Source organism: Candidatus Methylospira mobilis (genome assembly GCF_009498235.1).
Classification (GTDB): domain Bacteria; phylum Pseudomonadota; class Gammaproteobacteria; order Methylococcales; family Methylococcaceae; genus Methylospira; species Methylospira mobilis.
Window position 1 is genome coordinate 3,933,141 of sequence record NZ_CP044205.1, and the last position, 23,669, is coordinate 3,956,809.

Genomic DNA, 23,669 nt, shown 5'->3' on the forward strand with positions numbered 1-23,669 from the left:
GATGGTTACCTAGAAAACCGATAAATCAATGGAGATATACCCCATGAATATGACCAAGACTGCTTTGACGATTGCGATCGCCGCCGCGATGACCGTCCCTAGCGTAGCATCCGCTGCAAACAAGAAAAAAACCACCCATGCCGCTACCAGCTATACTAACGCCCGTCAGGTTGAAAGCCGCGTCGAACACGACCTGGACAGCAAGGTCGCCAAACTGGAAGCCGAAATTCAGCAACTGCGCGGCCAGATCGCCGCAACCCGCACCGAAGCCAAATCGAATCTGAACGCGGTTGTCGCTCAGACTCAGGCTAAAGAAGCGGCTCAGGACGCAGAAATCGCGAAGGACGAAGAACCGCATAACCGTTTGTTCTTCCGCGGCAACTACGCGGCGCTGACACATAATGTCTCCTACAACGGTTCTGCTGACGGCGCTGTCAATGCGGTCGCCGGCAACCCCGCCCCTAATGTTACGGCAAACGGAGCAGGCGCAGGTGTCGGCTGGGGCGTAGGCGTGGGCGTGGAACACGGTTTGACCCAAAACCTCTTCGGTTTGACCGACGCGCTGTCCCTGAACGGCGAATTGGCCATCAACTACATGCATTACGGCACGCTGTATAATAATGTCGTAGTCGGAAAGACCACTACCGGCATCGGCACCAACCCGAGCATCGACCAGTTGCAGATCACTGCATCGCCGAAGCTCCGCGTCAACAATCTGGGCGGTTTCAGCCCCTGGGTGATCCCGGTCGGTCTGGCCATCGGCGTTTCCGGTCTGCCGAGCAGCGCCATTACCGTACTGAGCCCTGGCCTGCTGCTCGGCGCCGGTCTCGATTACGACTTCACCAAGAACCTGTTCGCCGGTTTCGACTTCCGTTACCAGTTCTTCGGCAACAACCTGAATCAGCAGACTACCGCGGCTCAGAATGCAGGAATCAAAGGCATATCGCTGGACGGCTTCCAGACCGGCGTCAACCTCGGCTTCAAGTTCTAATCCAGCGGTTAGAGTTTGCAGCTAAAGTTAAGGGGAGCTTAGGCTCCCCTTTTTTCTGCACCTCATCAAGCACATCAATCGCAACGATAAACCCGGCCCAGCACCAGCATATTGGTAGTGCCGTGCGTATCGCGCAATGGCAACGATGCATGATCGCGATAGGTTTCGATCACCTGCACGACATTACCGCCCAATGCCGCGGCCTTATTTCTAAGATCGTTTCTCGACCCTATCAGCAGGTTTTCATTCGGCGTATAGCGTCCGGTGATAAAATTACCCTGGCTGCCGACCGCCTCTCCCAGAAAATTACACGTAGCTGCCGGTTTTTCAGTAATGATCTGCACCTTTTCACCGGTCGGCGTCGCCTGTATCGCGGCGCAAGCCGGCAACACCGCTGCAATAATCGATAGCACTGCAAAACGTCTCGCTGTCATAACAACCTCATACTCGCAAATGAAAATCTCAAGTTTGACCCCAAATTTAGAGAGCAAGACTTACACTTGCAATCGGCTTTGAAAAAAACGCACCGTAGACCGGCGGCGGCGCGGGGACTTGTCTACATGCTGGGCGCGTGTTTTTTCTTTTCGGTAATGAGCGTCTGTGTATACGCCTCGGCCTACTGCGAGCCCGGATTACCCGTCACCGCGATCAGCTTTATCCGCATATTGATCAATCTTGCCGTGCTAGCGGTTCCGGCCATGCTTGTGCGGCAAGCCGGCGCACTATGGGGCGACAGACGTCCGTCGCTGTGGCTGCGCGGACTTTTCGGCGGAACGGCGATGGTGCTTTCGTTCGCGGTTATCCAGTTGCTAGGTCTGGCTGAAAGCGCATTTTTAGGCGCCAGCAGCGGCGTTATCATCGTTGCGCTGGGTCCATGGCTGTTGCGGCAACCCAACTCGCCACTAACCTGGTTTGCCGTTATCGGCGCTTTTTGCGGCATCGGTCTGATATTTGCTCCATTCGACTTAAACGAAGAATCGACTCCTGGACGCCTCATCGCGATGAGCGCCAGCCTGTTATCGGCCATGGCTTACCTGATGGTCGCGCGCGCCGGTACAAGCAATACGCCGGAAACCGTGATTTTTTACTTTTGCATCGTTTCCGCCATGCTGCATCTGGGCTGGTTCGGATACGCGGGCTTGAGCTGGCCGCAAACCGGCAGCGTCTGGGCGCTCGCCATCCTGGGCGGCTTCGCGGCCAGCGTCGCACAGTCGCTGATGACCCGCGCCTATCAAACCGCTCCCGCAGCCTTGGTCAGCGCGGTAGGGTATACTACGCCGGTCATGAATCTGTTATGGGGTTTGGCGCTGTTCAACCAGATACCCGGACCCAATGCGCTTGCGGGATGTACGCTGATATTGCTTTGCGGCGTCGCTCTCCCGTTTCTGACCGCGCGCAGCAGAACCTGGAGCGATTAAGAAGGAGGTATTATGCGGAAAAAAGGTGGGTATTGGCTGGGCCTGTTGCTGCTGTGCGCAGCATTTATCGCCTGCAAAAATACGCCAAAAAATATTAACCAGACCTCGTCCAAAACCAGCCAGATTGGCCATATCATCGTCATTTATCTGGAAAACCACAGTTTCGACAACCTGTACGGCCAGTTTCCGGGAGCCGACGGCATAGCGCAGGCTGAGCCGGCCCGAACCTTGCAGATCGACGCCAAGGGTAAAACCTTCGGTTATCTGCCCGAGGTCGGAAACGGTCATGATTCTCCGGCGCATGTGGATACGCGCTTCAGCAATCTGCCGAATGCGCCTTTCGTCATTAATGACTACATCCCGCCTGATCAACGCACCCCGGATCTGACGCACCGCTTTTATCAGCATCAATTGCAAATCAATGGCGGGCGCATGAACCGGTTTGCGGACATATCGTCCGCCGGCGCTCTTGCGATGGGCTATTACGATGCCCGCAACTTTCCGCTTTGGCAATATGCGCAGCGCTATACCTTGGCGGATCATTTTTTTCAGGCCGCTTACGGCGGCTCCTTTCTGAATCATTTATGGCTGGTTTGCGCCTGTACGCCCAGGCTCGACAGCGCTCCGGCCTCTCTGCGTGCGCAAATCGGCAATGCAGGCGAGCTGCTGCACGACGGCGCGGTGACACCGGACGGTTACGCCGTCAACACCCTGCAACCGGCCAATAAACCGCACGCCGACGGCGTTGCGCCGGAAAAATATCTGCCGCCGCTAACGCAGCCCACCATCGGCGACAGGCTGTCGGACAAGGGCGTCGACTGGGCATGGTACGCGGGCGGCTGGAATGATGCGCAATCGGGCCGGGCGGACCGGCTGTTTCAGTTTCATCATCAACCTTTCGTGTACTTCCAGCGTTACGCGAAAAATACCGATGAACGAAAAAAACATCTGAAGGATGAAGAAGACTTCATCAAAAGCATAGAGTCGGGCAATCTGCCCGCTGTATCCTTTTACAAACCGATAGGGAACTTCAACGAGCACCCCGGCTATGCCGATGTACTCAGCGGTGAGCAGCATATTACCCAAACCCTGAAACGGATCGAAAGCAGCCCGCTATGGAAAGACAGCGTCGTGATCATTACCTACGACGAATACGGCGGATTCTGGGATCATGTGCCGCCGCCCAAGGGTGACCGCTGGGGTCCCGGCAGCCGGGTGCCGGCGCTGATAATTTCTCCGTTCGCCAAACGCGGGTTTATTGATCATACTGTTTACGACACGACATCCATACTTAAATTAATTGAAACGCGCTTTGGACTGCAGGCTTTGGGTGACCGCGATGCGGCAGCCAACAATTTATTGAATACATTACAATTTTGAGCCATTTTAAAGAGCCGCCCGACATGACCGACCCTATACGCACACCGTTGAAAGCAGAGGATTACACGCAATTGTATCGGCAATCGATTGCCGATCCGGACAATTTCTGGAGCGAACAGGCGCAGCGTTTCGTCTCCTGGTTCGAACCGTGGGACAAGGTCAACGCGTCAGACTTCAAAAGCGGCCATATAGCCTGGTTTACCAACGCCAGGCTCAACGTCAGCTATAACTGCCTCGATCGCCACCTGGAAACACGCGGCGATCAGACCGCCATCATCTGGGAAGGCGACGACCCCGCCCATTCGAAAGCACTCAGCTACCGTGAGCTGCACGCGGAAGTCTGCCGGTTCGCCAATGCCCTCAAAACGCGCGGAGTAAAACCCGGCGACAGAGTCTGCATCTACATGCCGATGATCCCCGAAGCAGCAGTAGCCATGCTGGCCTGCACGCGCATCGGCGCGATTCATTCCGTGGTTTTCGGCGGATTTTCCGCGGATTCGTTGCGGGATCGTATACTCGACGCCGATTGCGAAGTCGCTATCTGTGCAGACGAAGGTCTGCGCGGCGGGAAAACCGTCCCATTGAAAGCCAATCTCGACGAAGCATTGACGGCCTGCCCGAATGTAAAAACCGTGTTCGTGGTGAGGCATACCAACGGCAAGACCGATTGGATCGACGGGCGCGATGTCGATTACGCTGAAGCATGCGCTGCGGCTGACAGCGATTGCCCTGCGTTGCCGATGGATGCCGAAGCGCCGCTGTTCATCCTCTATACATCCGGCTCCACCGGCAAACCCAAAGGCGTGTTGCATACCACCGGCGGCTACCTGATGTACGCGGCGATGACGCACCGTTATGTATTCGATTACCGCGACGGCGATATTTACTGGTGCACCGCCGATGTCGGCTGGATCACCGGCCATAGTTATCTGCTGTACGGTCCGCTTTGCAACGGCGCCACCACGCTGATGTTCGAAGGCGTGCCGACTTGGCCGCAACCGGACCGGTTCTGGCAAATCATCGACAAATACGCCGTCAATATCTTTTACACCGCGCCGACGGTGATACGCATGTTGAACAGCCTGGGCGACGCCTGGGTGCAGAAAACCGGACGCAACTCGCTGCGCATACTCGGCTCGGTCGGCGAACCGATCAACCCGGAAGCCTGGGAATGGTATTACCGCGTGGTCGGCGACGAGCGTTGTCCGATAGTCGATACCTGGTGGCAGACGGAAACCGGCGGCATATTGATTACACCGCTGCCTTATGCGACAGAACTGAAACCCGGTTCGGCAACGCTGCCGTTCTTCGGCATCCAACCCTGCATACTGGACGCAAAAGGCAACGAAATATCCGGCGAATGCGAAGGCGTACTGGCGATTAAAACCTCCTGGCCGGGTCAGGCGCGCTCGGTATACGGGCATCATCAGCGTTTTATCGACACCTATCTCGCGCCTTATCCAGGCCATTATTTCACCGGCGACGGCGCCCGGCGCGACAGCGACGGCTATTACTGGATCACCGGTCGCGTCGACGACGTGCTGAACGTTTCCGGACACCGCATGGGTACAGCGGAAATCGAAAGCGCGCTGGTGCTGCACCCGCTGGTAGCCGAAGCCGCCGTGGTCGGTTTTCCCCACAACATCAAGGGACAGGGCATTTACGCCTACGTCACGCTGATGATCGGCACGGAACCGGGCGAACAGCTGCGCCAGGAGTTATTGCAACTGGTGCGCAAGGAAATAGGCGCCATCGCCTTGCCCGATATTATTCAGTGGGCGCCCGCGCTGCCGAAAACCCGTTCGGGTAAAATCATGCGCCGTATCCTGCGCAAGGTCGCATCCAATGAAATCGACCAGCTCGGCGACACATCGACGCTTGCCGATCCTGCGGTCGTCAATGATATTATTGCTCATCGGGCGAATAAATAATGATGTAGGAGCGTGCTTCACCGCGCGATCAGGCGCATTGCGAAGAAAACACACGGTTCGCGGGCTAAAGCCCGCTCCTGCAGCCCGGGGATTGACCGCCAACCCCAAACCCAGACGCCGAATAATCACAATATCTCTAAATATCAACCAACAGGATGCAACAACCATGAAACTCATTACCGCAATTATCAAACCCTTCAAGCTGGACGATGTGCGCGAAGCGTTATCCGATGTCGGCGTCAACGGCGTTACCGTGACCGAAGTCAGAGGTTTTGGGCGGCAAAAAGGACATACCGAGTTATATCGCGGCGCGGAATACGTGGTCGACTTTCTACCCAAGGTCAAAATTGAAGCCGCCGTAAGCGAGGAAGCGCTGGAAAGCGCGGTTGACGCCATCATCAAGGCCGCCAACACCGGAAAAATCGGCGACGGCAAGATATTTGTTTCCAACCTCGATCAGGTCATCCGTATCAGAACCGGCGAAACCGGCGATCAGGCGCTTTAAGCCTTACCCATCTCGATCAAACGCAATAGTTTCACGATCGTTGCGATCGGTTCTGCTTCACAGTTATGCTCGGAACCAGCGCCGGGCATAGCTGCACGACTCTGCCGCGCGATAAAGCCCAAAAAACGGAGCCTCGTACCCCCGTATATGTAAGGGCTCGCGTTTGAAAACGGTCGGGCTCGCATTTACCCCTGTTTTTCAGCTCACAATAACTGTAAATGAAAACCGGTTGGGCTCAGATTAATTGCAAATGAGCTTGCATTTATCCGCGCAGGCTCGCAATCTTCCGCCGCCGACTCGCGCTATTTGCAAATGAAATTTGCGCATATCGGTAGAGCATAAGGGGCATGAGTCCGTCTCATTAGCCTTTAGACCATAGACGCCATCACCACAAAAACAGCAAAACAACCCTATTGAGACGCCAAAACTGTCTTATTCAGGCCGTATCACAAGGGTATACCCATGTGATGCACATCTTACGGCCAAGGTACAGAGTCTGGATTTCATTTGCAGTTAATGTGAGCCCGCCGCCATGGAATGCGAGCCGGCGCGGATAAATGCAAGCTCATTTGCAGACAATGTGAGCCGGAGACCCCTTTGAGTTGCAGTTAATCTGAGCCCAAAATAGCGATAAATGCGAGCCCGACCGTTTTCAAACGCGAGCCGTTACAGCTTGTAATGGTTTAATGAAGCCGGACACTTCGAAAGGCAGATTTTATACTGTCAGCAGAGGTGAGCATGAAGACAAACGAGAAAAAACACAAGCGCCCCAAATACAGTCTGGAATTTAAGCAAGATGCCGCCCAGCTGGTTCTTGAAAAAGGCTACAGCCTGAACCAGGCTGCGGACCATTTGGGCATATCATTAAGTGCCCTCGGGCGCTGGGTTCGTGCGGAACGCAAGCCTTCCGGCAATGACTCCGCGACGAAAAAGCCAGGCTTGAATCTGGGGGATCACGATGAATTGATTCGCTTGCGCAAGGAAAATGAACAGTTGCGAATGGAGCGCGAGATATTAAAAAAGGCCGCAGTCTTCTTTGCGAAAGAAGCCGAATAAAGTACGGGTTTATTCAGGTGCAACAGAAGACGTATCCAGTGACCGTGCTCTGTCGAGTGATGCAGGTGAGTACCAGTGCGTATTATGAGTGGTTAAAAGCCCGACAGGACAGCGATAAGGATCAACAAGATCAAAAGCTTGCCGAGAAGGCGAGGCAGATTTTCATCGACAATAAACAGTGCTTTGGTTCGCGTCGTTTAGCGGATCGACTGCAAAAACAAGGTTTTGTCGTTGGGCGTTTTAAAACGCGGCGCATCATGCGAGATTTAAACTTGAAGGTGCGCTATCCCAGGCGAGTTAAGGTCACCACCGATAGTAACCATAACGAGGCCATTTCGCCCAACCGCTTGGACCGGCAATTCCAGGTTGGCAAGCCCAATCAAGTATGGACGACAGATATCACCTACGTGTGGACCCTAGAAGGCTGGCTTTATGTCGCGGTGGTCATCGATCTGTTTTCCCGGCAAGTCGTGGGCTGGGCGATTGATGATCACATGCGGGCCTCGCTGTGCGTCAAGGCCTTGCAAATGGCCTTCTGGCGCCGCAAACCGCCACCCGGTCTGTTGCATCACTCGGATCGTGGCAGCCAGTATGCGAGCAGGGAATATCGCCGGCATTTAGACGTGATGAAGATGGAACAGAGTATGAGCCGCAAAGGGAACTGCTGGGACAACTCGCCGACCGAACGTTTTTTTCGCAGCTTGAAGCATGAGCAGCTCAACTACGAAAAATTCAAGACCCAAGCGGCGGCAAAACTGAGTGTGATCGATTATTTGGCTTTTTATAATGGCCTTCGACCACACTCAACATTGGGCTACCAGTCCCCACTCGAATTCGAGCGGGAATTTTATAGAAACGCTGCCTGAACAGGTGTCCGGTTTTTGTTGACCATTACAAGTGAAGTGGCTACACTAAATCGGACACACAGATAAACTACCTCGAAAAGGGAGAGTGTGTCAGAAATGAGTCAAGAAAAACCGAAAACCTATACAGCAGAATTTAAGGCCTCGGCAGTTAAGCTGGCGAATGAGTCGGACAAACCGGCTGCGCAGACGGCGAAAGAGTTGGGTATTAATCCGAATACGCTTTATACCTGGATTCATCAATACAGCCGGCCTCAGGCGAACGATAAGGCAGTCCGAACCGACGAGCATTTGTACGGGGAGCTAAAGCGCCTAAAGCTGGAAAACAGCCGCTTGAAGGAGGAGCGTGATTTATTAAAAAAGGCGGCAGCGTACTTTGCCAAGGAACAACGGTGAAGTACGCCTGGATCAAACAACACCGCGATGAATTTTCAGCGAAAGCGATGTGCCGTTTTATGAAGGTTTCCCGTAGCGCTTATTATGCGTGGCTACAGGGTCCTGTGTCGGTCACAGAAAAGTCTGACGCTAAGCTGTCGGATAAAATCTGCACGTTATTTAAAAAAAGCCGCGGGAGCTACGGCACACGACGGCTGAAAATAGAATTGGGAAAGAGGGATATCCATCTGAGCCGCCGAAGAATTGGGCGCTTGATGCGACAAGCCGATTTACGCTGTAAGACCCGGCGCCGCTTCAAGGCGACCACAAATTCGCAGCATAACCTGCCGGTTGCAGCCAATCTTCTGGGTCGCCAGTTTAGCGTCCAGCGGCCCAACCAAGCTTACGTGGGTGATATTACCTATATTTCGACGCAAGAAGGCTGGCTGTACTTAGCGGTGGTAATCGACTTATATTCTCGCCAAGTCGTAGGCTGGTCTATGGCTGAACATATGCGCACTGCGTTGGCCAACGATGCCTTTTTGATGGCGGTTTGGAAGCGTAAGCCGGAAAAAGGCCTGATCTGGCATACCGACCGCGGCAGTCAATACGCGTCGGAAAGTCATCGGATGTTATTGAAGCAACACGGTGTTCGGCAAAGTATGAGTCGTAAGGGGAATTGCTGGGACAATGCCGTTGCGGAAAGTTTTTTTCATACGCTCAAAACAGAGCTGATTTATCAGGAAAACTACAAAACTCGGGAGCAAGCCAAGCAGAGTATATTTGAATATATTGAAGTCTTTTATAACCGGGAGCGGCTTCATTCGGCCAACGAGTATATGTCGCCAGTGGACTACGAATTGCAGTTTAAAACTGCTTAACTTTGTGTCCGGAAAAGTGTTGACACATCAGGCGATGGCGGGTAAGGTATTTGCGACATTCACCAACAGATCCGATGATTGCCGAACGGACAGATACTGGGCAAGCAACCGGTTAATGATTTGGGCCGGCGTCTGTTGCTCCCTGCGAGCGATTTCCAGCAAACGGGCTTCTAATTGGCGATCCAAGTCCAGTGTCAGCATGGCGTAGGCTCCTGATTGCGAGTTAATAATGCATTAAGGCTTGATTGTGTGTAACTATTCAGCCAGCGTTGTATATCGCTGTAGGAGCAGCTTTAGCCGCGTAGAGACTGATCGCGGCTAAAGCCGCTCCTACGAAGGTTGTTTTATAAGAATATTACATTACAGCATTTTTTCATGATGCGTTTTTCGTAGCGGGTTGTCGAGCCGAATACTTACGATTGTATGTGCATCCTGTTGGTTGAAACCGTCCAGGTGGCCCCCCGTGAACGCCATTGCGGCGTCCCACCAGCCGGCGGATAAAAACATCAGTCGGTACTCGCGCGGCTGACCAGAACCGCTTCCTCCTGCCAGCCTCCGCCAAAAGCCCTGTATAGCGAGACCATCGCTACTGCGAGCCCCGTCTCTGCCCTGGCCCGCTCATCGCCGATCTGCAGCTTGGCGTGTTGGGCATCGAGTACTTGCAAAAGATTCGCCACCCCTCGCCGGAACAAGGCGTCGGCCTCGCGCCGGGATTTTTCCGCCTCGATTTCCGCCCGCAGCAGTTCGTCGCGCCGGGTAGTGATCGAACGATACTGAACGTAGGCATTCTCCACATCCTCCATCGCCGTCAGAAATGTCTTTTCGTAATTCGCCGCCGCCTGTTCCAGCCGGGCATCCGCCGCTGTAATTTGCGCCTGGATGCGTCCGGCATTGAAAATGGGAGCCGTGAGCCCCGCCCCCAAACCGTAAACGCCTTCCGCAAGCGCGGGAAATCCGCCTATCGCCAACGCCCCGAAGCCTCCGCTCACCGACAGTACCAGTTTCGGGTAAAGATCGGTTCGCGCCGCACCCAGGCTTGCCGCCATAGCCTCCACCTGGGTTTTAGCGACACGGAGATCGGGCCGCTGCTCCAGCAGCGCGGCAGGCATGAGCCTGGGCAGTTTCGGAGCCGCCTCCGGCAAGGATGCGGCGGATAAGAGGCGATCGCGCAGGCTTGCCGGCGGTTTGCCGGACAATACCCCCAGTCGATGAATCAGGGTATCCGCTTCGGCCGTAAGAGCGGACAGCCCGGCCTGGGTGACGTGCAGCAGGGTTTCCTGCCGGGCAACATCCCCGTCGCGGGCGAGACCGGCCTTGTGTAGCGCACGAATCACCCGCAACCGCTCCTGCTCCGAGGCAATAATGTCTTCGAGAATGCGCGTTCTGGTCTGCACGCCCCGGAGTTCGAGATAATTCGTCGCGACCTGGGCCAGCAAACCCACCCGTACCGCATGTTCGTTTTCATGGATTCCGGCTGCCTGGGCGTTTGCGGCTTCCGCATCCAGATGCCGGCCGCCGAACAGGTCGATTTCCCAGCGCGCGGCAAGTCCGCCAGTGAAGGCATTGCCCGCCGGGGCGACCAGGTTGGTGCCATTAGGCCCCGTTATCCCGAAAACCCGGTTGATGGTTTTCTGTCGCCCGCCCTCGACATTGAAATCTACCGAGGGATAGAGCGCAGATTCGGTCACCGTGACGATTTGTTGCGCCTCCTGCACCCTGGCTTTGGCGATGCGAAGATCCTGGTTGGCGGTCATCGCCTCGGCGATCAGTTTATCCAGCACCGGGTCGCGAAAACCCCGCCACCAGGACGCGAGTACGGCTTGACTCGAAATGGCTTCTGCGTCTTGCCCGTGCTGCCAGTCCTTCACCGAAGGCAGCGGCACAGCCGGATCGACACGGGTTGGCGTGCAGCTTGTCAGCGCAAGCGCCGCAATGACGGGAATAAAGCCCATAAATTTACCATTCATTCAGACACCTCGGAACGTGTGAAACAAATCGTAGGAGCGGCTTTAGCCGCGATCGGCCTCTACGCGGCTAAAGCCGCTCCTACAGTCTAATCGCCATTAGTGACTATTATCCATGTTGGTCACACGTTGTCAATCATGAATTATCGATGTATGCTGACAGCATGAATGACAAGACACCCAACACCCAACATGCGCGCGGCCCAGCCGATCACAGCGTTCGCGACCGTATCGTCGAAGCGGCCAGAGAACACTTCAGCCACTACGGCTACGAAAAGACCACCGTATCCGACCTGGCCAAGGCGATAGGTTTTTCAAAGGCTTATATATACAAATTCTTCGATTCGAAGCAGGCCATAGGTCAGGCTATCTGTTCCAGGTGCCTGAGCGCCATTACGGATGCCGTCAGCGAATCGATAAGCCAGGGAACTACGCCGACGGACAGATTTCGCAGGATGTTCGAGACCACCGTGGCGACCTCTGTGCATATGTTTTTCAACGATCGCAAGCTATACGACATCGCCGCTTACTCAGTTGCCGAGAAATGGCCGTCGGCTCAGGCCTACGAGGATCACATCAGAAAAACCCTGATGCAAATCATCCGTGAAGGACGGGAGGCAGGCGAGTTCGAACGTAAAACGCCGCTGGACGACACAGTGCATGCGATCTTTCTCGTCATGGAACCTTACGTGAACCCGTTGCTTCTGCAGCATAACCTGGACCAGGTGGATGAAGCTCCCAGACAAATCACCAACCTGGTATTGCGCAGTCTGGCTCCGTAGTGAAATTGTCCGTAAGTGACTATTGACAATATTGGTCACAAGGAAAATAATAATGCCTTCGCTTTCCGGAGGTATTTATGTTTCGTCGCCGCAATGCTTCATTTATTGCTTTAACCATCCCGTTATCGTTCGTACTGGCAGGCTGCGGTCACTCGATACCGTCGGATGAGCCGCGTACACAGCCGCCGCTTGTGCGTACCGAAATCGTCAAGGATGTTGTCAGCGCAGAGCGTTCTTTTACCGGCATCGTAGCCGCCCGCATTCAAAGCGATTTGGGATTTCGCGTTCCAGGCAAGATTCTGGAACGCCTCGTCGATACCGGTCAGAAAGTCAGGCGCGGGCAAGCGCTGATGCGTATCGACCCGGATGATCTGAAGCTGGCGATGCAGCAGTTGGACGAAGCCGTCGCGGCGGCAAAGGCCCATGCACGCCAGGCCGCGAACGACGAGGCAAGATACCGCGATCTGGTATCGGAAGGCGCGGTCTCCGCTTCCGAATACGATCAAATCAAGGCGGTGGCCGACTCGGCCGAAGCGCAGCTGAGTGCGGCAAAGGCGCAAGCGGATATAGCCCGCAACGCGGTCGGTTATGCCGTGCTGGTTGCCGATGCGGACGGCATCGTCGTCGAGACGCTGGCGGAACCCGGTCAAGTCGTTGCCGCAGGCCAGGTCGTAGCACGCGTAGCGCATGCCGGTCAGCGGGAGGCGGTCATCGATCTCCCCGAGACCTTGCGTCCCCAAATCGGATCGATCGCTCAGGCAACGGCATACGGAGCCAATAGCCTGTCCGGCTCTGCAAAATTGCGGCAGCTATCCGATGCGGCCAACCGGTTGACGCGAACCTTCGAAGCGCGCTACGTGCTGGATGGCAATCTGGCGAACGCGCCGCTGGGCTCGACAATTTCCATTCAAATCCCGGACGCGCGACCCAGCGCCAGGCTGCAAGTGCCGATCGCTTCCCTCTTCGATCCCGGGGCAGGCCCAGGCGTTTGGGTCGTCGATGGCAATGGCGCGCCTCATGTGACCTGGCGCGCGGTACAGCTCGCCGCTCTGAACGACGAAACGGCGTCGATAGCCGGAGGACTCAAGCCGGGCGATCGCTTCGTTACGCTCGGCGCGCATCTTATGTATGAAGGCGAGCGCGTGCGCTTGATGGAAAATTCGACGGATAAACACGGAGAGCAGCCATGAGCGCCTTTAATCTCTCGGCGCTCGCGGTGCGCGAACGCTCCGTTACCTTGTTTCTGCTCATCATGATTTCCATCGCCGGCGTAGTCTCATTTCTGCAACTCGGCCGCGCGGAAGACCCGTCGTTCACCATCAAGCAAATGACCGTCATCACCGCCTGGCCGGGCGCTACGGCAAAAGAGATGGAGGAACTGGTCGCGGAACGGCTGGAAAAGCGCATGCAGGAACTGCGCTGGTATGACCGCACCGAAACCTTCACACGCCCCGGCCTCGCGCTGACGACGGTGGTTCTGCTCGACGGCACGCCGCCTGCCGATGTTCCCGAGCAATTCTATCAGGCAAGAAAGAAAATCGGCGACGAAGCGCATAACCTGCCAGGCGGCGTCATCGGTCCAATGGTGAATGATGAGTATTCGGATGTGACGTTTGCGCTCTACGCCTTGAAAGCCAAAGGCCTGCCGCAGCGGCAGCTCGTACGCGAAGCCGAAACATTGCGGCAACGTCTGCTGCATGTGCAGGGCATCAAAAAGGTCAACATCATTGGCGAACAGGCGGAACGGATTTTCGTCGAATTTTCTTACGAGCGCATAGCGACGCTGGGCATATCCGCTCGCGATATTTTTGCCGCGCTCAACAGTCAGAATGCCGTAACCCCCGCCGGATCAATCGAAGCCCAAGGGCCGCAGGTCTTCATCCGACTGGACGGCGCTTTCGACGATTTACAGAAGATTCGGGATACGCCTATCGTTTCGAATAGCCGCACGCTCAAGTTATCCGACATCGCCGAGGTGAAACGCGGTTACGAAGACCCGGCCAGCTTTATGATACGCAGCAACGGCGAACCGGCGCTGGTACTCGGCGTCGTTATGCGCGACCGCTGGAACGGTCTGGCGCTCGGCAAAGCGCTGGAATCGGAAACCGCAGCCATCAATGCCGATATGCCGCTGGGGATTGCGTTTTCCAAAATCACCGATCAATCCGTCAACATTCAGTCATCCGTCGACGAATTCATGATCAAATTCTTCGTTGCGCTCGGCGTAGTGATGGCGGTCAGCCTGATCAGCCTCGGCTGGCGGGTAGGGATCGTCGTGGCGGCGGCGGTTCCGCTGACGCTGGCTGCGGTCTTTGTCATCATGGCGGCTACGGGCCGCGATTTCGATAGAATCACGCTGGGCTCCCTGATATTGGCATTGGGGCTGCTGGTAGACGATGCGATCATCGCCATCGAAATGATGGTCGTGAAAATGGAGGCAGGCTACGAACGCATCGCGGCGGCGGCCTATGCCTGGAGTCACACCGCAGCGCCCATGCTTGCCGGAACGCTGGTGACGGCGATCGGCTTCATGCCGAACGGCTACGCCAAATCGACGGCGGGCGAATATACCGCCAATATGTTCTGGATAGTCGGCTTCGCGCTGATCACGTCGTGGATCGTCGCCGTTGTATTTACGCCTTATCTGGGGGTGAAGCTGCTTCCGGATATCAAGGCCTTCGAAGGCGGACACGAAGCCATTTACGATACGCCGCGATACAACCGTTTTCGCCGCTTGCTCGAAACGGTCATTCGCCGCAAATGGATGGTCGCAGGCGCCGTAGCGGCTGCCTTCATCGTCGCCATAGTCGGCTTGGGCGCGGTTAACAAGCAGTTCTTTCCGACATCCGATCGTCCGGAAGTGCTGGTCGAAGTGCAAATGCCCTACGGCACCGCCATAGAGCAGACCAGCATAGCGGCCGCTACGGTCGAAGCCTGGCTGGCCAAACAGCCGGAATCCAAAGTCGTTACCGCTTACATCGGACAAGGATCGCCGCGCTTCTATCTCGCCATGTCGCCGGAACTGCCCGATCCATCGTTCGCGAAGATCGTCATCCTGACGGAACACGAAAAAGCACGCGAGGCGCTCAAGCTGAGATTGCGGCAGGCGGTGGCGGACGGACTGGCGCCGGAAGCCCGTGTACGGGTTACTCAACTCGTATTCGGCCCGTACTCGCCTTACCCGGTCGCCTTCCGGGTTACAGGCCCTGACCCGGACAAGCTGCGCGACATCGCTGCCCAGGTACGTACTGCGATGCAGGCCAACCCCGATATGAACACAGTTAATACGGACTGGGGTAACCGGGTTCCCTCGCTGCATTTCGTCCTCGATCAGGACAGGCTGCAAAGTATTGGATTAACGTCCAGCGATGCCGCCGCACAACTCCAGTTTCTGCTGAGCGGCGTGCCGGTGACCCAGGTTCGCGAGGATATTCGCTTTGTTGATGTCGTCGCCCGTTCTGCCGGAAATACGCGGCTCGACCCCGGCAGGATCGGTGATTTCACGTTGATCGGACAAGCCGGACAACGCGTTCCCTTGTCCCAGATCGGAACGGTGGAGGTTCGTATGGAAGACCCCATTCTTCGCCGTCGCGATCGCACTCCGACCATAACCGTCCGAGGAGATATTGCCGAAGGCCTACAACCGCCCGAGGTTTCCACTGAGGTGAAAAAAGCGCTTCGGCCCATCATCGCCACACTGCCGGCGGGTTATCGAATCGAGGAGGGCGGTTCCATAGAGGAATCCGGGAAGGCCAACCGGGCGTTGGCGCCGCTGTTCCCGATCATGATCGCGCTCACGCTGATTACCATCATTCTCCAGGTGCGATCGATGTCAGCAATGACAATGGTCTTCATGACAGCGCCGTTAGGACTCATCGGTGTCGTTCCCACGCTGTTGCTGTTTCAGCAGCCGTTCGGCATCAACGCACTGGTCGGATTGATTGCGCTGTCCGGGATATTGATGCGCAACACGCTCATACTGATCGGCCAGATTCGCAGCAACGAGCAGGATGGACTGCCGCCGTTCGATGCCGTGGTGGAAGCCACGGTGCAACGCGCCCGCCCGGTCATACTGACGGCGCTGGCCGCCATGCTGGCATTTATTCCGCTCACGCATTCCGTTTTTTGGGGAACGCTGGCTTATACCTTGATCGGCGGCACGTTTGGCGGAACGGTTGTCACCCTGGTTTTATTGCCGGCAATGTATGCCATCTGGTTCAGGATCGAGCCTTTGGCGTCAAGGTAGGAGAAAGTTGTAACGATTCGGCCTATATGTTTCTCGTCGCAAAAACCAGTCATCACTCACATTCCAATAAAAGGACAACATCATGATATTCAGCGGCAATACCTTCTTTATTATCGGCGGCGCTTCCGGCATCGGGCTCGGCATTGCCGAAGCTTTCCACCAGCCAGGTTGAATCCAGGCATTCTCAAAACACACAATCGCATTAAGGAGTTTTTATGTCCAACCCTTCAGTTGTAATCGTAACCGGCGTGTCGTCGGGTATTGGCCGTGCAGCCGCAGAAAAATTTGCCCAGCAGGGATGCCAGGTGTTCGGTACGGTGCGCAGCATAGCCAAGGCGCAGGCTATCCCTGAAGTAACTCTCGTCGAAATGGATGTGCGCGACGATGCTTCTGTTCAAAAGGGCATTCAATCCGTCATCGACCAAAGCAAACAAATCGATGTGCTGGTCAATAATGCCGGTATTTTGCTTTCCGGTTCAGTCGAAGAAACATCGATTACGGAAGCGGCATCTCTCTTTGATACCAATGTGCTGGGCTTACTCAGAGTAACCAAGGCAGTACTACCGCATATGCGCGCCCAGCGCTCGGGAAGAATCGTCAATGTCAGCTCGGTGTTGGGCTTTTTGCCTGCGCCTTACGCAGGACTTTATGCTGCATCCAAGCATGCGGTTGAAGGTTTATCAGAATCGCTGGATCATGAGGTTCGTCAGTTTGGCATCCGCGTGGTACTCGTTGAACCTGGTTTCACCAAAACCAATCTGGATGCGAACTCGCCACAGGCCGCGTCATTAATCTCTGCATACGACAAGGAACGCATTAGCGTATTGCAGGCCATTCACAAGAAATTGAGTAACGCCCCGGAGCCCGAGGGGGTTGCCAATACGATCATCGATGCTGTTTTTGGACCCTGGAGAATGCGACGCCCACCCAAAGGCAAGGCGTCATTATTGAGCAAATTAAGGCGTTTCATGCCTGTCGGCGTCGTGGATTCATCGCTAAGGAAGGATTTTGGTTTAGGCTGAGACTCTTTTTCGGGCGGCGTTGACGTTCATGTCCAGAGCGCATCATTGGGTTTCTATTTTCAGCTTGCAATAGCCTTGCGGAAAAACTCGGGGGCGACCAGCGCGGCCTTGTGGATGTCCGCATTGTAATAACGCGTCTCGAACGGTTTGCTGCGCGCATCCTGTTCGCGGAAGCCTTCCAGGCTACCCTTGGACGCCATGGTGCCGCTCCACCAACCCGACGGATAAATGAATTGCGGGAAAAAGAAAGTGCGCGTTGCGGTGAAACCCGCCGCGCGCATGGTCTGATGCATCGCGCCGATCAAATCCAGATGGAACAGCGGCGATTCGCTCTGCTGCACCAGGATGCCGTCCGGTGCAAGGCAGCGCAGGCACTGCGCATAAAACGCCTGATTGAACAGCCCCTCCGCCGGGCCAACCGGGTCGGTGCTGTCGACGATGATCACATCGACGCTGCCGTCGGCGGCGTCTCTGACCCACTGTATGCCGTCGATGAACAGCAGTTCGGCGCGCGGATCGTTGTTCGACGAGCACAGATCCGGGAAGTATTGCTCGGCCAGACGGGTGACGCGTTCGTCGATTTCTATCTGGGTGGCGCGCTCGACGCCGGGGTGTCTGAGCACTTCCTTCAGGCTGCCGCAATCGCCGCCGCCGATGATCCACACCCGCTTCGGATCGGGATGGGTGAACAGCGTCTGATGCGTCATCATTTCGTGATAGAGGAAGTTATCGCGGTCGCTCACCATCGTGCAGCCGTCGATCACCATCAGCTTGCCGAGCCACGGCGTATCGAAAATCTGCAGATGCTGGAACGCGGATTGCTCCTCGTGCAGTTTCGCGCTGACTTCCATCGACAGCGCGCTGCCGTGTTTGGGGTAAACTTCGGTAAACCAGTTTTTTTCGTTGGGTATCATGGGCGGAGTGCGAGTATTTAGATTATTGGCTGAAGCTGAGGCATACTAACACTTTTGAACGATATTTCTATGACATCGTGGAATCTGCAACAGGCGCGCGAAACCTACGCCATCGACCATTGGGGCGCGGATTATTTCGACATCAACGCGCAGGGGCGTGTGGCCGTACACCCGAAAGGCACGCGCGACGATGCGGGCATCGACCTGACCCGCGTGATTGCACGCATACGCGAAGAGGGGCTGTCCTTGCCGGTGCTGCTGCGTTTTACCGACATATTGCGCCACCGCGTCGCGCTGCTGCACGAAGCGTTTGCGCATGCGCGCGAAGATACCGAATACCAGGGAAGCTATACCCCGGTCTACCCGATCAAGGTCAATCAGCAACGCGCGGTAATCAAGAGCATACTCGACCAGGGCAATTCCGTCGTCGGTCTGGAAGCCGGCAGCAAGCCGGAGTTGCTGGCGGTGCTGGCCATGGCCGGCACCGCCAGCATCGTGATCTGCAACGGGTATAAGGATCGCGCCTATATCCGGCTGGCGCTGATCGGACGGCGGCTGGGCCTGAAAGTTTTTATCGTAATCGAAAAACTGTCCGAACTCGCCACCGTCATTGCCGAATCGCGCGACCTCGGCATTACCCCGCAACTGGGCGTGCGCGTGCGCCTGTCCTCGATCAGCTCGGGCAAATGGCAGAACAGCGGCGGCGAGAAATCCAAGTTCGGACTGCATGCTTCGGAAATTCTGAAACTGATTCAGCAGCTGGAAGCCGTCAACGGTCTGGAGTGGCTGAAACTGATGCACTTCCACATGGGCTCGCAAGTCGCCAATATCAGCGACATTAAAACCGCCCTGCGCGAAGCCGGACGTTATTACGCCGAACTCCACCAACTGGGCGCAACCATCGAATATGCCGATGTCGGCGGGGGGCTCGGCATCGATTACGAAGGCACGCACTCGATCAGCGACTGCTCCATCAATTACAGCATCCGCGAGTATGCCGCCTGCATCGTGCGCGCCTTCGAGGATATCTGCAGCGTGCATGAACTGCCGCATCCGAACCTGCTGACCGAATCGGGCCGCGCGATGAGCGCGCATCATGCGGTGCTGGTCACCCATGTGGTCGATATCGAACGCGTCGTGGATCACGAACCGCCCCCCACCCAATCGGAAAAACAGCCGCTGCAGAATCTGAGCGACATACTCGAACGCATCGGACGGGAACCGGTATTACCGCTGTATCACGACGCCCAGTTCGATTTAAAAGAAGCGCGCGCGATGTACGTTGCAGGCCATTTGAGTCTGGCCGAGCTGGCGGAAGCGGAAAGTTTGAACGCCGCCATCAGCCATCGTATCAAACAGCGGCTGGATGTGCGCCTGCGCGCGCATCGGGACGCCCTGGACGAATTGAACGACAAACTGGCCGACAAGTTTTTTTGCAACTTCTCGGTATTCCAGTCGATGCCGGACGCCTGGGCCATCGACCAGATTTTTCCGGTGATGCCGCTGCAGCGGCTGGATCAGAAACCGGAGCGGCGCGCCATTCTGCAGGACTTGACCTGCGATTCCGACGGACAGTTAAAGGCCTACCTGGACCAGCAGAGCATAGAAACCACGCTGGCGGTGCATGACGTCAAGCCGGACGAGGAATACCTGCTCGGCATGTTTCTGGTAGGGGCTTACCAGGAAATTCTCGGCGACATGCACAACCTGTTCGGCGATACTCATTCCGTGAACGTCAAACAGCTGGACGACGGCGATTTTCATCTGTACGGCTCGACGCGCGGCGAAAGCACCGACGATTTGCTGCGCTATGTACACATCAAGCGCGACGCGCTGGAAATCGCCTTTCATAGAAAGCTGATGGAAGCCGGCATCGCGCCGGAACAGCGCAAGCAGTTCGAGAACGAACTGGTGGCGGGGCTGAGCGCTTATACCTATCTGGAGAACTGAATGACGATACAAGCCGGATTTATCGGGCTGGGCGCGATGGGACGGCACATGGCGCGCAATCTGGCCACCCAGGGCCTGCTGAAAACATTGTGGAACCGCACTACGGCGACAGCCGAAGCGCTTGCGCAGGAACTGGGCGTCGCAGCCGCGCCCAATCCTTCCTCGCTGGCCGCTTCAGTCGATGCGGTAATGATCTGCGTTTCCGCCGACGACGACGTGCGCAGCGTGATCGAACAACTGTTGCCGGGACTGAAACCCGGCACGTTGGTAATCGATCACTCCACGGTCAGCCGCGAAACCGAACTGGAAATGACGGCAAAAGTCGCTGCCGCCGGCGGCAGCTACCTGGACGCACCGGTTTCGGGCGGTATGGAGGGCGCGCGCCACCGCACCTTGTCGATCATGGCCGGAGGGCGCGCCGAAGACCTGCAGCGAGCGCGTCCGTTGCTGCAGGCAATGGCCGCGCGCATCGTGCATATGGGCGGAATCGGCAGCGGTCAGGCCGCCAAAGCGGTCAATCAGATCATGTGCGCGGGCATCAATCAGGCCGTAACCGAAGCATTGTCCTTCGCACAGGCGCAAGGTCTGGCCATGGATAAGGTCATCGAAGCGGTGGCCGGAGGCGCTGCCGGGAACTGGTTCCTCGACAAGCGCGGCCTGACCATGACCCAGGGCAGCTACGAACCGGGCTTCAAGCTGGCGCTGCATCACAAGGATCTGGCTATCTGCCTGGCGATGGCGGAACGCGCCGGCATGAAGCTGCCGGTCGCCGAAACCACCTTGCATCACTATAAGCAGTTGATGCAACAAGGCCATGGCGAAGAAGATATTTCAGCGCTTTACCGTTTAAAAAACAGGCAACGGCAACCATGACCGAACAACCACAGACAGAACAGCCCCAACCGACGCCTTACCAACTCCTCGGCGGCGAAACCGAGCTGCATCGTCTGGTCGATCGATTCTACGAATACATGAACGAGCTGCCGGAAGCGCGCCCGATACGCAAGATGCACGCAGCCGATTTAAGCGGCGCCAACAGCAAACTGTTCATGTTTCTGTCCGGCTGGCTCGGCGGCCCCAATCTGTTTTGGGAAGCCTACGGTCATCCGCGCCTGCGCAGCCGTCACTTCCCGTTCGCCATCGGCATCGACGAGCGCGATCAATGGGTGCTGTGCATGAGAAAAGCGCTGGACGACACGGTAACGGACGAGAGACTGCGCGAACCGCTGTACCAGGCGCTGGCGCAAATCGCCACACATATGATTAACCAGGCCGAGTAACGGATTTCGAAATCCCCGTAAAGTAAAGATGAGCCCGGCGGTCCGCACAGGCGTTAATTGATGAGAATGCCGCTGATCAAAAACAGCCTTCTGCCGCACATCGTATTTCTGCTGATCGGACTGTTGGGCGCACGAACCAGTCATGCGGAAGTAGATAATATCGAAGACTTCTTCGAGCAGACCGTCATACAAGGTCATCTGCGCACTTACTTTTTCACCCGCGACTACCTTAATCCGACTCCGTACCGGATAGACCAGCAAGCGGTATCGGCAGGCGGCTACCTGGGAATACTTACTCCGTCAGTCTACGGATTCCAAAGCGGCCTTACCCTGTATGGAGCCAACAGTCTCGGCCTGAATCCCGTCAACCCCGATCAGGTCGACACCACCCTGCCGGGCAATACGCTTTATGCGCTGGGCGAAGCGTTTCTGCGCTATAAAGACGGTATTATCACCCTGCAAGGCCCGGAGCAGGTCATCGATACGCCCTGGGTGGGACCTGCGGACGGACGCATGCTGCAATCGACCTTTCGCGGGTTTTACGGCACGCTGACGCCGCTCGAGCATGTCACCCTGGCGGGATTCCGACTGACCGATTTCAAAGGGCGCGACGAGGGCGTTTTTACACCCAGCAACCTATACTATCCGGGCTACGCCGGCGGCAGCCCGGTACAAGGACTGCAGAACCATGCAACTTCAGGCGCGCAAGGCGTCTCGCTGCAATATGGAATGGATAAAAAGGACAATCCGATCAGAGCCCAGTTCTGGTGGAACCATTTTTTCAATTTTTCCAATCTGCTATGGCTGGACGGCCGCTACACCTGTAAAACCGGCGACGGCCTGAACCCTTTCATCGGCTTTCAATTCGCGAACCAGTCCGGCGACGGCGAAAACTATCTGCAACTTTACGGCAACCAGGGCAAAGCCGGAAATGTGCAGGCCTATGGCGTAATCGCCGGTTGGGATATGCTGCCATGGCTGAGCTTGCAAGCCGCCTATAACGCAGTAGGCGCGCAAACAGGCGCATTCGCGAATGGCGATCTGCTGTCGCCGTACTCCACCGGTTACGCAACAGATCCCCTTTACACTACCTCCATGATCGGCGGCATGATCGAAAAACAGGCGCCGGGCCAGGCATACAAAGTGAGCGCGACGGCATGGCTTTACGATAGACAGCTCAAGGCCCTGGCCAGTTTCGCCGAATATTATGTCTCGCCATATACCCGAAATCAGTCGGAATTCGATCTGGACATTACCTATACCTTTCCCAAAGGCCATACGCTGAATGGGCTGTCTATCCGCGACCGTCTGGGACTACTGAGCGGAAACCCCGATTATTCGCAGTTTTACTATAACCGCGTGATGATTGAATATGTTTTTTAGGCGCTTCAATCCACTCAACGACGTGCTGCATGGATATTTTCAGTTCCGTCAGCCGCTGGTAAGCGCTGTTTAAAATTGCACTATTGCAATTTCAAGACGGTCGGTCGTATCATATCTGCATGAAAAATATCGCCACCAGACAACTGACGCGGGAAAAGCTGCTTGATGAAGGCGTGGCGCGCATTATCGAGCACGGCTATCACGGCAGCGGGCTGCAGGAAATCCTGCAAAGCGTCGGTGTGCCCAAAGGTTCGTTCTACAATTATTTCGCCAGCAAGGAAACCTTCGGAGCCGAGGTCATCCGGCATTACATCGAACCTTTTATCCGGCAACTCGATTATTGGCTCAAATGCGAACCAAACGGCGCGGCAGCCTTGCGGGCTTATTTTCGCGAATTGATAGACGAATCTGCGCGCCGGCAATTCAAGGGCGGCTGCCTGTTGGGGAACCTTATGGGAGAAATCGGAGACACCAGCGAAATCTGCCGCATTTCGTTGTCGGAGGCCGTGCAATGCTACCGCGACAAGCTGCGGGAAGGCATCGCGCGCGCGCAGCAGCAAGGCTGTTTTCGCCAGGATCTCGGTGCAGCCGAAATGGCGGATTTGCTGGTCAATGCCTGGCAGGGCGCTTTATTGCGCATGAAAATCGAGCAGTCGGTACAGCCGCTGGAAGACTGTTGCAGTCACTTACTGGAGGGATATTTCAAGAACTAGACAAAAAATTTTCAG

At 56.0% G+C, this 23,669-nt stretch carries 21 protein-coding genes; 17 read left to right on the forward strand and 4 right to left on the reverse strand.

Annotation, left to right across the window (positions count from 1 at the left end; genetic code table 11):
- Positions 1–43: 43 nt before the first annotated feature.
- Positions 44–991, forward strand: a complete 948-nt coding sequence (locus tag F6R98_RS17900; protein ID WP_153250232.1) for a hypothetical protein — start codon at positions 44–46, stop codon at positions 989–991.
- Between the two features lie 74 nt (positions 992–1,065).
- On the opposite strand, the gene F6R98_RS17905 is transcribed toward F6R98_RS17900, so the two are convergent.
- Positions 1,066–1,425 (reverse strand): DUF4156 domain-containing protein, encoded by a 360-nt coding sequence (locus tag F6R98_RS17905; RefSeq protein ID WP_153250233.1) that lies wholly within the window; start codon positions 1,423–1,425, stop codon positions 1,066–1,068.
- 78 nt (positions 1,426–1,503) lie between these two features.
- Here F6R98_RS17905 and F6R98_RS17910 point away from each other — a divergent pair, with 78 nt between their 5' ends.
- The 7 genes from F6R98_RS17910 (at position 1,504) to F6R98_RS17940 (ending at position 9,400) form a co-directional block, all read left to right on the forward strand.
- The gene (locus F6R98_RS17910; protein WP_228124945.1) at positions 1,504–2,409 is read left to right on the forward strand and encodes a DMT family transporter; all 906 of its coding nucleotides are present in this window, start codon (positions 1,504–1,506) and stop codon (positions 2,407–2,409) included.
- Between the two features lie 12 nt (positions 2,410–2,421).
- Positions 2,422–3,789 carry an alkaline phosphatase family protein gene (locus F6R98_RS17915; protein WP_153250234.1) on the forward strand — a complete coding sequence of 456 codons (1,368 nt, stop codon included), beginning with the start codon at positions 2,422–2,424 and terminating at the stop codon, positions 3,787–3,789.
- 23 nt (positions 3,790–3,812) lie between these two features.
- Positions 3,813–5,720 (forward strand): acetate--CoA ligase, encoded by a 1,908-nt coding sequence (gene acs, locus F6R98_RS17920; protein WP_153250235.1) that lies wholly within the window; start codon positions 3,813–3,815, stop codon positions 5,718–5,720.
- A gap of 166 nt (positions 5,721–5,886) precedes the next feature.
- Positions 5,887–6,225, forward strand: coding sequence for a P-II family nitrogen regulator (gene glnK, locus F6R98_RS17925; RefSeq protein WP_153250236.1), 339 nt, complete (start codon positions 5,887–5,889; stop codon positions 6,223–6,225).
- 738 nt (positions 6,226–6,963) lie between these two features.
- The gene (locus F6R98_RS17930) at positions 6,964–7,281 is read left to right on the forward strand and encodes a transposase (RefSeq protein ID WP_153249990.1); all 318 of its coding nucleotides are present in this window, start codon (positions 6,964–6,966) and stop codon (positions 7,279–7,281) included.
- 17 nt (positions 7,282–7,298) lie between these two features.
- Positions 7,299–8,147 (forward strand): IS3 family transposase, encoded by an 849-nt coding sequence (locus F6R98_RS17935; RefSeq protein ID WP_265588106.1) that lies wholly within the window; start codon positions 7,299–7,301, stop codon positions 8,145–8,147.
- A gap of 96 nt (positions 8,148–8,243) precedes the next feature.
- Positions 8,244–9,400, forward strand: a protein-coding gene (locus F6R98_RS17940; protein ID WP_153250237.1) for an IS3 family transposase whose coding sequence is annotated in 2 segments (ribosomal slippage) — positions 8,244–8,493 and positions 8,493–9,400 — 1,158 coding nt in all. Because the reading frame shifts where the segments join, the coding sequence is not laid out codon by codon here.
- 27 nt (positions 9,401–9,427) lie between these two features.
- Here the strand turns inward: F6R98_RS17940 and F6R98_RS17945 are convergent.
- Together F6R98_RS17945 and F6R98_RS17950 are read right to left on the reverse strand one after the other, a co-directional pair.
- The gene (locus tag F6R98_RS17945) at positions 9,428–9,601 is read right to left on the reverse strand and encodes a hypothetical protein (protein WP_153250238.1); all 174 of its coding nucleotides are present in this window, start codon (positions 9,599–9,601) and stop codon (positions 9,428–9,430) included.
- Positions 9,602–9,906: 305 nt separating this feature from the next.
- The gene (locus F6R98_RS17950; RefSeq protein WP_153250239.1) at positions 9,907–11,367 is read right to left on the reverse strand and encodes an efflux transporter outer membrane subunit; all 1,461 of its coding nucleotides are present in this window, start codon (positions 11,365–11,367) and stop codon (positions 9,907–9,909) included.
- A gap of 161 nt (positions 11,368–11,528) precedes the next feature.
- Between F6R98_RS17950 and F6R98_RS17955 the strand changes: the two genes are divergently transcribed.
- The 4 genes from F6R98_RS17955 to F6R98_RS17970 all read left to right on the forward strand — a co-directional run bounded on the left by F6R98_RS17955 (position 11,529) and on the right by F6R98_RS17970 (position 17,414).
- Positions 11,529–12,146, forward strand: coding sequence for a TetR/AcrR family transcriptional regulator (locus F6R98_RS17955; protein WP_228124946.1), 618 nt, complete (start codon positions 11,529–11,531; stop codon positions 12,144–12,146).
- A gap of 77 nt (positions 12,147–12,223) precedes the next feature.
- Positions 12,224–13,336 carry an efflux RND transporter periplasmic adaptor subunit gene (locus tag F6R98_RS17960; RefSeq protein ID WP_153250241.1) on the forward strand — a complete coding sequence of 371 codons (1,113 nt, stop codon included), beginning with the start codon at positions 12,224–12,226 and terminating at the stop codon, positions 13,334–13,336.
- Positions 13,333–16,392: an efflux RND transporter permease subunit gene (locus F6R98_RS17965; RefSeq protein WP_153250242.1), complete on the forward strand. Its 3,060-nt coding sequence runs from the start codon at positions 13,333–13,335 to the stop codon at positions 16,390–16,392. The genes F6R98_RS17960 and F6R98_RS17965 overlap by 4 nt, the downstream gene beginning before the upstream one ends.
- A 215-nt stretch (positions 16,393–16,607) precedes the next feature.
- Positions 16,608–17,414, forward strand: coding sequence for an oxidoreductase (locus F6R98_RS17970; RefSeq protein ID WP_153250243.1), 807 nt, complete (start codon positions 16,608–16,610; stop codon positions 17,412–17,414).
- 59 nt (positions 17,415–17,473) lie between these two features.
- On the opposite strand, the gene speE is transcribed toward F6R98_RS17970, so the two are convergent.
- Positions 17,474–18,328 carry a polyamine aminopropyltransferase gene (gene speE / locus F6R98_RS17975; RefSeq protein WP_407079256.1) on the reverse strand — a complete coding sequence of 285 codons (855 nt, stop codon included), beginning with the start codon at positions 18,326–18,328 and terminating at the stop codon, positions 17,474–17,476.
- Between the two features lie 69 nt (positions 18,329–18,397).
- Here speE and speA point away from each other — a divergent pair, with 69 nt between their 5' ends.
- From speA to F6R98_RS18000, 5 genes are all read left to right on the forward strand, one after another.
- The gene (gene speA, locus F6R98_RS17980) at positions 18,398–20,278 is read left to right on the forward strand and encodes a biosynthetic arginine decarboxylase (RefSeq protein WP_153250244.1); all 1,881 of its coding nucleotides are present in this window, start codon (positions 18,398–18,400) and stop codon (positions 20,276–20,278) included.
- Complete coding sequence (locus F6R98_RS17985) at positions 20,279–21,151, forward strand: NAD(P)-dependent oxidoreductase (protein WP_315700258.1); 873 nt, start codon at positions 20,279–20,281, stop codon at positions 21,149–21,151. It begins immediately after the preceding gene.
- Positions 21,148–21,558, forward strand: a complete 411-nt coding sequence (locus tag F6R98_RS17990) for a group II truncated hemoglobin (RefSeq protein WP_153250245.1) — start codon at positions 21,148–21,150, stop codon at positions 21,556–21,558. Before F6R98_RS17985 ends, F6R98_RS17990 begins: the two co-directional genes overlap by 4 nt.
- Positions 21,559–21,618: 60 nt before the next feature.
- Positions 21,619–22,941 carry an OprD family porin gene (locus tag F6R98_RS17995; protein ID WP_153250246.1) on the forward strand — a complete coding sequence of 441 codons (1,323 nt, stop codon included), beginning with the start codon at positions 21,619–21,621 and terminating at the stop codon, positions 22,939–22,941.
- Between the two features lie 119 nt (positions 22,942–23,060).
- The gene (locus F6R98_RS18000; RefSeq protein ID WP_153250247.1) at positions 23,061–23,654 is read left to right on the forward strand and encodes a TetR/AcrR family transcriptional regulator; all 594 of its coding nucleotides are present in this window, start codon (positions 23,061–23,063) and stop codon (positions 23,652–23,654) included.
- The last annotated feature ends 15 nt before the right edge of the window (positions 23,655–23,669 follow it).